Annotated in this window: 9 protein-coding genes; 8 read left to right on the top strand and 1 reads right to left on the bottom strand. The window is 67.1% G+C overall.

Annotated elements, in window-relative coordinates; genetic code table 11:
• Positions 1 to 42 precede the first annotated feature (42 nt).
• The 7 genes from QX073_RS18745 to QX073_RS18715 all read left to right on the top strand — a co-directional run bounded on the left by QX073_RS18745 (position 43) and on the right by QX073_RS18715 (position 8,841).
• On the top strand, positions 43 to 1,503 hold the full coding sequence (locus tag QX073_RS18745) for a UDP-N-acetylmuramoyl-L-alanyl-D-glutamate--2,6-diaminopimelate ligase (RefSeq protein ID WP_315752423.1): 1,461 nt from the start codon (positions 43 to 45) through the stop codon (positions 1,501 to 1,503).
• Positions 1,500 to 2,876 carry a UDP-N-acetylmuramoyl-tripeptide--D-alanyl-D-alanine ligase gene (gene murF / locus QX073_RS18740; protein WP_316165942.1) on the top strand — a complete coding sequence of 459 codons (1,377 nt, stop codon included), beginning with the start codon at positions 1,500 to 1,502 and terminating at the stop codon, positions 2,874 to 2,876. Before QX073_RS18745 ends, murF begins: the two co-directional genes overlap by 4 nt.
• A gap of 187 nt (positions 2,877 to 3,063) precedes the next feature.
• A complete protein-coding gene (mraY, locus tag QX073_RS18735; RefSeq protein WP_315713440.1) occupies positions 3,064 to 4,170 on the top strand; it encodes a phospho-N-acetylmuramoyl-pentapeptide-transferase in 1,107 nt (368 codons plus the stop codon).
• 1 nt (position 4,171) lies between these two features.
• Positions 4,172 to 5,572 (top strand): UDP-N-acetylmuramoyl-L-alanine--D-glutamate ligase, encoded by a 1,401-nt coding sequence (murD, locus tag QX073_RS18730; protein ID WP_316165943.1) that lies wholly within the window; start codon positions 4,172 to 4,174, stop codon positions 5,570 to 5,572.
• Positions 5,573 to 5,656: 84 nt separating this feature from the next.
• On the top strand, positions 5,657 to 6,808 hold the full coding sequence (gene ftsW, locus QX073_RS18725; RefSeq protein ID WP_316165944.1) for a putative lipid II flippase FtsW: 1,152 nt from the start codon (positions 5,657 to 5,659) through the stop codon (positions 6,806 to 6,808).
• A gap of 45 nt (positions 6,809 to 6,853) precedes the next feature.
• On the top strand, positions 6,854 to 7,957 hold the full coding sequence (murG, locus tag QX073_RS18720; RefSeq protein ID WP_316226156.1) for an undecaprenyldiphospho-muramoylpentapeptide beta-N-acetylglucosaminyltransferase: 1,104 nt from the start codon (positions 6,854 to 6,856) through the stop codon (positions 7,955 to 7,957).
• Between the two features lie 161 nt (positions 7,958 to 8,118).
• Complete coding sequence (locus QX073_RS18715) at positions 8,119 to 8,841, top strand: hypothetical protein (protein WP_316226155.1); 723 nt, start codon at positions 8,119 to 8,121, stop codon at positions 8,839 to 8,841.
• A 3-nt stretch (positions 8,842 to 8,844) separates the two neighbouring features.
• Here QX073_RS18715 and QX073_RS18710 read toward each other — a convergent pair whose 3' ends face one another.
• Entirely contained in the window at positions 8,845 to 9,582 is a 738-nt protein-coding gene (locus QX073_RS18710) for a carbonic anhydrase (RefSeq protein WP_316226154.1), read from the bottom strand.
• 358 nt (positions 9,583 to 9,940) lie between these two features.
• Here QX073_RS18710 and murC point away from each other — a divergent pair, with 358 nt between their 5' ends.
• Complete coding sequence (murC, locus tag QX073_RS18705) at positions 9,941 to 11,344, top strand: UDP-N-acetylmuramate--L-alanine ligase (RefSeq protein ID WP_315825274.1); 1,404 nt, start codon at positions 9,941 to 9,943, stop codon at positions 11,342 to 11,344.
• Positions 11,345 to 11,485 lie beyond the last annotated feature (141 nt).

The raw sequence follows: 11,485 nt of genomic DNA, 5'->3' as shown, positions 1-11,485 counted from the left end.
TGCCGCCATCCCGGGCGGGGCCAGGACTGGCACGGAACCAGGATGAAACTTCACGACCTCCTGGGCGATCAGGCGACGCTCGACGCTCCCATCGCCGCAGTCGAGATATCCGGCCTCGCCGTCGACAGCCGAGCCGTGCGGCCCGGCGACCTGTTTTTTGCACTCTCCGGCACCAAGACCGATGGCTCCCGCTTCATTGCGGCGGCAATCGCGGCCGGTGCGGTCGCCGTGGCCGGCGCGGCGGGCCCTGGAACAGGGCTGGCCGTTCCATTCATCGCGCTGCCGAACCCGCGGCGGGCACTCGCGCTCGCTTCGTCCCGGTTCTATCCGCGCCAGCCGGCGACGATTGCCGCCGTTACCGGCACCAGCGGCAAGACGTCGGTCGCGGCCTTCACGCGCCAGATCTGGCAGCGCCTCGGCCACAGCTCGGCCAGCATCGGCACCGTCGGGCTGGTGTCGGACAAGCGCACCGTCTACGGCTCGCTGACGACGCCAGATCCGATCGCGCTGCATCGGCAGATCGACGAGATCACGCAGGATGGCGTCACCCATCTAGCGTTCGAGGCTTCGTCGCACGGGCTCGATCAGTTCAGGCTCGACGGTGTCAGGGTCTCGGCCGGCGGGTTCACGAACCTGTCGCGCGACCACATGGACTATCATCCGGACATCGCTCACTACCTCAACGCCAAGCTGAGGCTGTTCCGCGATCTCGTGCCGCCGGGCGGGCCTGCGGTGATCTCGGCCGATCATGAGTGCTCGCCGGAAGTCATCGCTGCGGCGCAGACGCGCGGTCTTCGCCTGATGACGGTGGGGACGCATGGCGACGGTGCTGGCGAGGGCATTCGCCTCGTGGCCGTTGCAATCGACGGCTTTGCGCAGCAGCTCCAGATCCAGCATTGCGGCCGCATGCATGCGGTCCGCCTGCCGCTGGTCGGCGCGTTTCAGATCGAGAACGCGCTGGTCGCGGCGGGCCTCGCGATCGGCACCGGCAGCGATCCGCAAGCGGTGTTCGAATCGCTCGAGCAGCTCGAGGGCGCCAAGGGCCGGCTCGAGCTGGTCGGCGAGCACAATGGCGCACCCATTTTCATCGACTACGCGCACAAGCCGGATGCGCTCGCCAAGGCGCTGCATGCGCTGCGGCCCTATGCTCCGCGAAAGCTCGTCGTCGTGTTCGGCGCCGGCGGCGACCGTGACACCGGCAAGCGCCCCTTGATGGGCGCGATCGCCGCCGAAGAGGCCGACAGTGTCATCATCACCGATGACAATCCGCGCAGCGAGGATCCGGCTGCGATCCGCGCTGCAATCCTGGCCGCCGCGCCCGGTGCGCGTGAGATCGGCGACCGAACGGAGGCAATCCGCGTCGCGATCGGCGAGCTGCAGCCCGGCGATGCGCTCGTGATCGCCGGCAAGGGCCATGAGACCGGACAGATCATCGGCAGCACTATTCTGCATTTCAGCGATCATGAAGCGGTCGCGGACGCGTTGGCAGCGAGGACATCATGACGAAGGCGCTGTGGACCGTGGCAGAGGCGGCGCGCGCGCTCGGCCTCGCCGGCGACTACCCAGAGACCCCGATCGACTTCGTCACGCAGGACAGTCGCGCGGTGAAGCCCGGCAGCCTGTTCGTGGCACTGAGTGGCACACCGAGTGGCGGCTTCGTATCGAGCTTCGCCTCCAGCCGCGACGGCTGGGAGTTTGCGGCGAATGCCGAAGCGGCCGGCGCGGTGGCGATGATCGTTCCCCACAGGATCGATGGGATCACGGTGCCGCAGCTCGTGGTGCCGGACACGCTGATCGATGGGCTGTGGGCGCTGGCGCGCGCCGCGCGGGCGCGCTTCCATGGCCCGGTGATCGGGTTGACCGGCAGCGCCGGCAAGACCTCGACCAAGGAGTTCATCGCCGCCTATCCCGGTGCGTCTGCGAGTCCGTCGAGCTTCAACAATTTCTGGGGCGTACCGCTGACGCTGTGCAACGCCGATCCTTCCGCTTCGGTGTGGGTCGTCGAGATGGGCATGAATCAAAAAGGCGAGATCGCGCGGCTGACGGAGCTGTCGCAGCCGACGGTGGCGCTGGTCGTGAATGTGCAGCCGGTGCATCTGGAGAAGCTCGGCAGCCTGGAAGCGATCAGGAAAGAGAAGGTCTCGATCGCGCATGGGCTGCCGGCTGACGGCGTCCTCGTGTTGCCGGCCGATCTCGCAGCACCGGAATGGACCGGCAAGGTGATCCGCTTCGGTGGCGGCGCTGACGTGCGCGAGCTCTCGCACGACTCGCGCGGCGAGACCTGGGATGTGAGCGCCGACATCGCCGGTCGCCGCGTCGCCTTCACGCTGACGCCGGGTGCGCCGCATCGCCTGCACAATGCGCTGGCGGCACTCGCCTCCATCGCAGCGGCCGGGCTCAATCCAGCGCTGCTCGCGCCGACGCTCGGCGATGTCGGCATCATGACCGGCCGTGGCGTCGAGCAGACCGTCGGCGACATTGTTCTGATCGACGACAGCTTCAATGGCAACCCGGCCAGCATGGCGGCGGCGCTCGACAGTCTGCAGGCGCGACCGGTGCGGGGACGGCGGATCGCCATCATCGGCGACATGCTCGAGCTCGGCGACGAGGCGCCGGCCTATCATCAGGGGATGGTCGCTCATCTCGCGGGGGTCGACGGCGTCTATTGCGTCGGTCCGCTGATGCGTCACCTGTTCGACGCCCTGCCTCACGCGAAGCGGCTCGGCTGGCATGAGGATCCGGTGACTCTGGATCCCGGTCGGGTCGCGGCGCTGCTTGCGCCGGGCGACGTCGTCGTCATCAAGGGCAGCAAGAAGATCTTCTGGGTCAACAAGTTCGTGTCGAAGCTCGCCGCGGCGCTGCAGCGGCCCACTTGAAAAATCGGGCGATATCGCGGCGCGGCAGAAGGATATTTTCCACTGGTGGTCGAAGCGGTCATGCCGGATGGGTCATTCCGCCGGGCTATGATTCGCACCCGGCCCCGATCATGGTTAAAAGAGGCTGGACCGGATTCGCGACCGAATTCGTGTTCGCGGTCTCGGTGAGGCGGCATAGGCGGGTTGGATGTTCTACTGGTTGATCGAGCTGACGAATACGTTTCCGAGCCTGTCCGTCTTTCGCGGATTGCTGAACGTGTTCCGCTACATCACGTTCCGTACGGGCGGCGCCGTCGTCACCGGGGCGCTGTTCGTGTTCCTGTTCGGGCCCTGGATCATCGATCATCTTCGCCTGCGCCAGGGCAAGGGCCAGCCGATCCGCACCGACGGCCCGCAATCGCACATCATCAGCAAGAAGGGCACGCCTACGATGGGCGGCTTGATGATCTTGTCGGGCCTCGTCGTCTCCACCGTGCTGTGGGCCAATCCGCTCAACCCCTATGTCTGGATCGTGCTCGCGGTGACGCTCGGCTTCGGCTTCGTCGGCTTCTATGACGATTATCTGAAGGTGACCAAGCAGTCGCATTCCGGCTTTGCCGGCAGACTGCGGCTGCTGATCGAGGCTGCGATCGCTCTGGTCGCCTGTTACGCGCTGGTGCGGCTCGGGCGCGATCCGTCCTCGACCGGGCTTGCCATTCCGTTCTTCAAGGATCTGGTGATCAAGTTCGGCTGGCTCTATGTCATCTTCGGAGCGTTCGTCATCGTCGGCGCCGGCAATGCCGTGAACCTGACCGACGGGCTCGACGGCCTGGCAATCGTGCCGGTGATGATCGCCTCCGCCAGCTTCGGCCTGATCGCCTATCTCGCCGGCAATGCGGTGTTCTCGGACTACCTGCAGATCCACTATGTCGCGGGCACTGGTGAGCTTGCCGTGCTGTGCGGCGCGGTGCTCGGCGCGGGCCTTGGCTTTCTCTGGTTCAACGCCCCGCCGGCGTCGATCTTCATGGGCGACACCGGCTCGCTGGCGCTCGGCGGCATGCTCGGATCGATCGCGGTCGCGGTGAAGCACGAGATCGTGCTGGCTGTCATCGGCGGCCTGTTCGTGCTGGAGGCCGTGTCGGTGATCGTGCAGGTCGCCTCGTTCAAGCTGACCGGCAAGCGCATATTCAAGATGGCGCCGATCCACCACCATTTCGAGCAGCTCGGCTGGACCGAGCCGCAGATCGTGATCCGGTTCTGGATCATCTCGGTGATGCTGGCGCTGGTCGGTCTCTCGACGCTGAAGCTGCGCTGACATGATCCCCGTCACCGCATTTGCTGGAAAGACCGTCGCCGTGTTCGGGCTCGGCGGCTCGGGGCTGGCCTCGTGTCATGCCCTGCGGGCCGGCGGCGCCGAAGTGATCGCGGCCGACGACGGCGCCGATCGGATGACGGAAGCGGCGAAGGCGGGTTTCATCACCGCCGATTTGCGCACCGTCTCCTGGGCGAACTTCGCCGCGCTGGTGCTGGCGCCGGGCGTGCCGCTGACCCATCCCGTGCCGCATTGGACCGTATTGAAGGCGCGCGAGGCCGGGGTCGAGGTGATCGGCGACATCGAGCTGTTCTGCCGCGAGCGCAGGCGGCACGCGCCGGATGCGCCGTTCGTCGCGATCACCGGCACCAACGGCAAATCGACCACGACGGCGTTGATCGCGCATCTGATGCGCGTCGCCGGCTACGACACCCAGATGGGCGGCAATATCGGCACCGCGATCCTGTCCCTCGAGCCGCCGCGCATGGGCCGCGTCCACGTCATCGAGATGTCGTCCTACCAGATCGACCTGACACCATCGCTCGATCCGAGCGTCGGCATCCTGCTTAATGTCAGCGAGGATCACATCGACCGGCACGGCACGATCGAGAACTACGCGGCCGTAAAGGAGCGCTTGGTGGCGAGTGTCCAGTCCAAGGGCTCCGCGATCGTCGGCGTCGACGACGGTTTTTCGCGCGCGATCGCCGACCGGCTCGACCGGGCCGGCAAGCGCGTCGTGCGCATCTCGGTGAAGAACCCGCTGGCGGACGGGCTGTATGTCGAGCACGAGACGATTGTGTGCAGTGCAGGCGGGGCCCGCAGCGAGGTCGCCCGGCTTGGCGGCATCGGCTCGCTGCGCGGCCAGCACAATGCTCAGAATGCGGCCTGCGCCGCCGCCGCGGCGCTCGCGATCGGTGTGAAGGAGGACGTGTTGCAGCAAGGGCTGCGCAGCTTCCCGGGCCTGGCGCATCGCATGGAGCAGGTCGGCCGTCGCGGCAACGTGCTGTTCGTGAACGACTCCAAGGGCACCAACGCAGACGCGACCGCGCACGCATTGTCGTCCTTCGCCGACATCTTCTGGATCGCCGGCGGCAAACCGAAGGCCGGCGGCATCACCGGCCTCGCGGGTTTCTTCCCGCGCATCCGCAAGGCCTATCTGATCGGCGAGGCGGCCGCGGAGTTCGCTGGCACGCTGGGCGACAAGGTGCCGCACGACATGTCCGGCACGCTGGAGGTCGCGGTCTCCCAGGCGGCCGCCGATGCGGAGGCCTCGGGATTGAAGGATGTCGTGGTGCTGCTGTCGCCGGCCTGCGCCTCCTTCGATCAGTTCCGCAACTTCGAAATCCGCGGCACGCATTTCCGCGACCTGGTGCAGGCGCTGCCGGGCGTGGAGCGGGTGGCCTGAGGCAGCGTTGCCAGCGATTTTCTTAACCCTTCGATAACCATCCTGGGTGCCAATGGGCTGACACTCGGCTCAGGTGGACGCCCGATGCTCTCCCGTGAAGAACGCAATCCGCTGTCCGACTGGTGGTGGACGGTCGACAAGCCGCTGCTCGGCTCCATCCTCGCGCTGATGCTGTGCGGGGTGATTCTGTCGCTCGCGGCCAGCCCGCCGGTGGCGACTCGGATCGGGCTCGATCCGTTCCACTTCTTCAACCGCCACGTCCTGTTCCTGCTGCCGTCGTTCATCGTGCTGATCGGCGTTTCCTTCCTGTCGCCGCGCCAGATCCGGCGCAGCGCGCTGGTGGTGTTCACGATCGCCATCGTGCTGATCGTGCTGACGCTCGCGATCGGCCCGGAGGTGAAGGGCTCGCGGCGCTGGATCACGCTGATCGGCGTCAACATCCAGGCGTCCGAGGCGGCGAAGCCGGCCTTCGTCGTCGTTTCCGCCTGGCTGTTCTCGGAATCCGCGCGGCGGCCCGACATGCCGGCGACCACGATGGCGTTGGTGCTGCTGCTGGTGCTGGTGTCGCTCCTGGTGATGGAGCCGGATTTCGGCCAGACCATGCTGATCCTGATGGTCTGGGGCTCGCTGTTCTTCATCGCCGGCATGCGCATGATCTGGGTTGCGGGCCTCGCGGGCGCCGCCGCCACCGGCCTGTTCGGCGCCTATCTCTTGGTCCCGCACGTCGCCGGCCGCATCAAGCGCTTCATGAACCCGGCCTCCGGCGACACCTTCCAGGTCGACACCGCGATGGAGGCGTTCTCCAACGGCGGCTGGTTCGGGCTGGGGCCGGGCGAGGGCATCGCCAAGCGCAGCCTGCCGGACAGCCACACCGATTTCGTGTTCGCGGTCGCTGCCGAGGAGTTCGGCATCATCCTGTGCCTGGCGCTGGTCGCGCTGTTTGCGTTCATCGTGATCCGCACGCTGTCGCGCGCCTATGCGACCGAGGATAGCTTTGCGCGCTTCGCGGCCTCGGGCCTCGCGATCCTGTTCGGTATCCAGGCGGCCATCAACATCTCGGTCAATCTGCAGTTGATCCCGGCCAAGGGCATGACCTTGCCCTTCATCTCCTACGGTGGCTCCTCGATCGTGTCGCTGGCCTATGGCGTCGGCATGATGCTGGCGCTGACCCGACAGCGGCCGCGGATGGAGCTCGAGGCCGGCGACGCAGCCGGCGCGCTGCGCAATTACGCTTAGGCTGTTGGCTCGCAATGACGAGACATTGCCTGTAAACAAGCGCGCATGACCTCAACCGCGCCTCTCATTCTGCTCGCGGCCGGCGGCACCGGCGGCCATCTGTTTCCGGCTGAAGCGCTCGGCGTCGAGCTGATCAGGCGCGGCTATCGCGTCCGTCTCGTCACCGACGCGCGCGCGCTGCGCTACAGCGGCCTGTTCACCAAGGACATGATCGACGTGGTGCCGAGCGAGACGGTGCGCAGCCGCTCGCCGGTCGCGCTCGCGCGCACCGCGCTGCTGCTCGGTACCGGCACCATCGCGGCCTTCAACCTGATGCGGCGGCTCAAGCCCGCGGCCGTGATCGGCTTCGGCGGCTATCCGACCGTGCCGCCGCTGCTGGCGGCGCGCCTCGCCGGCGTGCCCAGCCTGATCCACGACGCCAATGCCGTGCTCGGCCGCGCCAATCGTTTCCTGTCCGCGCATGTGAAGGCGATTGCAACCTCGTTGCCGGGCGTGCTCGACCGCGATCCCGCGCTGGCCGGCAAGACGACCACGGTCGGCACCCCGATGCGACCTGCAATCCTCGAAGCCGCGGACGTGCCCTATGTCCCGCCGGAGACCGCCGGGCCGCTGCGGTTGCTCGTCGTCGGCGGCAGCCAGGGCGCGCGCATCATGAGCGACATCGTGCCCGGCGCGATCGAGCGGCTGGAGCCGGCGCTGTGGGGCCGTCTGGTGCTGACCCAGCAGGTGCGCCAGGAGGACATGGCGCGGGTGCGCGCGGTCTATGACCGGCTCAAGATCAATGCCGATCTGCAACCCTTCTTCACCGACCTGCCGGCGCGGCTCGCCACCAATCACCTCGTGATCTCGCGTTCCGGCGCCGGCACCGTGGCCGAGCTCGCCGCGATCGGCCGGCCCTCGATCCTGGTGCCGCTGCCGGGCGCCATCGACCAGGACCAGTTCGCGAATGCCGGCGTGCTGTCGGACGCGAGCGCCGCGATCCGGATCGTGCAGAGCGAATTCACCTCCGACAGGCTGGCCTCCGAGATCTCGGCGCTCGCCGCCGAGCCGACGCGTCTCGCCGCGATGGCCCAGGCTGCGCGCACAGCCGGGCGGCTCGATGCCGCGGAACGGCTGGCCGATCTCGTGATCAGGACGGCGGCGCTCTAGTCGCGCAAGCGCACGGTGATCCCATGATGAACCGGAGCTCCGACAATGGCGCTGTCCTGCTTGACGATCATCCGATGCACTTGCGGCGCCATCCGTCCTTTGTGCCTGTGCTCGTCGGATTTTGCGACCAGCTGATTGCGCCGCTGCGCGGTCAACGCCTGATGATCAAGCTGTTCGGTCAGCGCGCTCCGACGGAAATCGCCGCGCACATCGTGATGATGCACATGTCGGCGCGCAAGCCGGTCGAGCGGCCGACCCTGACACGCCTGCAGAGGCGGCTGCCGGGTCCGCGGCAGACGGCGGCGTTCGTCGCGGTGTTGCGCGGTCTGTCGCTGGTGACCGTCGAGCGCGATCCCGAGGATGCTCGTATCCGCTACCTGGTGCCCGGCCCCGTCATCCTCGAGGGGCTGCGAGGCTGGCTTGCCATGCATCTGGATTGCCACGCCCGATTGACGCATGCCGGCGGACTGAGCCTTCGTCTGCAGGATGACGCCGCGTTCTATGCGGAGACGATCCGGCAATGTGCGAGCTGGCTGTGCCGCGACAATCGGCCCCTGACGGGATTTCCCGATCTCGCCTGGACCGACGAGCATGACAGCGGCATCCATCTGGCGCTGATGCTCGTCGCCCGGTCCGCCGTTGGGCGCGAGGCCGTCGCGATTTCGACGGCGGAGCTTGCGACCTCGCTCGGCGTCTCGCGCTCCCATATCCGCAATCTGCTGACGACCATGGAGGGGCGCGGTCTGCTGCGCTTCGCCGACGGGCGCCGGCATCTGATGCTGACGCCGGGTTTCGTGGCCTCCGTGGAGGCCTGGTTCTGCCATCAGGTGTGTTGGCTCGCGGCCGCAGCCGCGCGTGCGGATCGCGTGCTGCGGCCAGCTTGAGCGTCAGATCATGGTGACCCGGCCGGTGCCGATGTCATAGATGCCGCCCACGATCTTCACCTTGCCCTCGGCGACCATGCGGCCGAGAATCGGCTTGGCGGTCGACAGGCGCCGGACGTTGCTGCGCACGTTCTCTGCGGTGGCTTCGGCCAGCAGATCCTGCGGCTTCTTCGCGATCGCAGCCTCGACGCCGGGTTTGAGCGCATTGATCAGTGCGGGCAGGTGGCCTGGCAGCTTGGTGCCGTCCTTGAGTACCTTGATCGTCGCATCGATGGCCCCGCAGCCGCTGTGACCGAGCACCAGGACGAGAGGCGTGCCGAGAAACTTGACGCCATATTCGAGGCTGGCGAGACCGTCGTCGTTGACGAAATTGCCGGCGACCCGGACCACGAACAGCTCACCGGGCGCTTGATCGAACACCAGCTCGGGGGCGACCCGGGCATCGGCGCAGCTCACGATCGCGGCGATCGGGTATTGGGCCGCGGCGCGCGCTGCCCGGCCGGCCGAGAAATCCTTGTTGTCGAGGTTGCCGGCGACGTAGCGCGCGTTGCCATCGACGATGCGCTTCATCGCGTCGTCCGGAGAGATGGCGTTGGGGGGCATCGCGCTGTCGCTCGCCTGCTTGGCTTCTTTGGCAAACGCCGGAAGTGCGCCGACCGCCGCGGCAGCCAGCACTGCGCCGCCGCCGAGCAGCCGGCGCCGGGACAATACGGGAGGGTGCGTTTCACACAGCGAGCACATCGGCGAGGGTTCTCCATCAAAGATTGAAATATGCGTGCCCGGCACGCCGGCCGCCCGCTACTCATGCCACGCGAACTGACGCGGTGAGCGCGCAAAAATTGCAGGTATCCTGTTGGGAGGGGGCAGCGTGGGATCGCGCTTAACAATTTGTGAAAGGTGGGATCGAGCGGGAACTCATGGCCGATCGCGCCGGCTGGGCTGCCAAAATCGGCCAAAATCGGGCGAACGGCTGCGAATTTGGCAGTTCTTACGGCCTGGCCGGACTTGTCCAGGTCGGTCATGTCTTGCAAGAAGAGCTGATGATTCGCGGCCGCTCCCTCCCGCCGGGCGCCCGGAACCCTTGAGACGAGATGCCCCCATGAGACTGCCGCGCGAGATCGGACCCATCCACTTCGTCGGGATCGGCGGCATCGGCATGAGCGGCATCGCCGAGGTGCTGTGCAATCTCGGCTATACGGTGCAGGGCTCGGACGCCTCGGACAATGCGAACGTCGCACGCCTGCGCGAGAAGGGCATCACCGTCAGCGTCGGCCACAAGGCCGAGAACGTCGCGGGTGCCGACGTCGTCGTCGTCTCGACCGCCATCAAGCGCGACAATCCCGAGCTGATGGCGGCGCGCGCCCAGCGCATTCCCGTCGTCCGGCGTGCCGAGATGCTGGCCGAGCTGATGCGGCTGAAGAGCTGCGTCGCCATCGCCGGCACCCATGGCAAGACCACGACGACATCGATGGTCGCGGCGCTGCTCGATGCCGGCGGTCTCGATCCGACCGTCATCAATGGCGGCATCATCAATGCCTATGGCACCAACGCGCGGCTTGGCGCCGGCGAATGGATGGTGGTCGAGGCCGACGAGAGCGACGGCACCTTCCTGAAGCTGCCGGCGGATGTCGCGATCGTCACCAATGTCGATCCCGAGCATCTCGATCACTTCAAGACCTTCGAGGCCGTGCAGGACGCCTTCCGCGCCTTCGTCGAGAACGTGCCGTTCTACGGCTTCGCCGTGATGTGCATCGATCATCCGGTGGTGCAAACGCTGGTCGGAAAGATCGAGGACCGCCGCATCATCACCTACGGTGTGAACCCGCAAGCCGATGTCCGCCTTGTCGACCTCGCGCCGATGGGCGGCGGCTCGTCGTTCAAGGTCGTGTTCCGCGACCGCAAGAGCGGTGAGACGCACGAGATTGCCGACATCGCGCTGCCGATGCCAGGCCGGCACAATGCCTCGAACGCAACGGCGGCGATCGCGGTCGCGCGCGAGCTCGGCCTGTCCGACGAGGCCATCCGCAAGGCGATTGCCGGCTTCGGCGGCGTCAAGCGCCGCTTCACCCGCACCGGCGAGTGGAATGGCGTCACCGTGATCGATGACTACGGTCACCATCCGGTCGAGATCGCGGCGGTACTGAAGGCGGCGCGCGAATCCACCAATGGCAAGGTCTTCGCCGTGGTGCAGCCGCATCGCTACACCCGGCTGCAATCGCTGTTCGAGGAGTTCTGCACCTGCTTCAACGACGCCGATGCGGTCGTCGTTGCCGACGTCTATCCGGCCGGCGAGGCGCCGATCGAGGGCATCGATCGCGATCACTTCGTTCTGGGCCTGCGCGCCCACGGCCATCGCGACGTGGTGCCGCTGCCGAAGGCCGCCGATCTCGCCGGCATCGTCAAGGGTCTCGCCAAGCCCGGTGACCTGGTCGTGTGCCTCGGTGCCGGCAACATCACGCAATGGGCCTACGCGCTGCCCGGTGAGTTGAAGGCGCTGGGATGAGGGCTGTGTCGTTGGGCGAGCTGGCAGCTACGCGGCATACTCTGCTCTCTCCCCCCTTGTGGGGGAGAGGTGGAGAGGGGGGGACCACGAGCGCCGGCGCCTGGGGCTCACCCCCCTCCCTGACCCTCCCCCACAAGGGGG

Source organism: Bradyrhizobium sp. SZCCHNS3052 (genome assembly GCF_032484495.1).
Lineage (GTDB): Bacteria > Pseudomonadota > Alphaproteobacteria > Rhizobiales > Xanthobacteraceae > Bradyrhizobium.
Note: the sequence above shows the minus strand (reverse complement) of the source record. Positions and strands in the feature narration are given on the sequence as shown.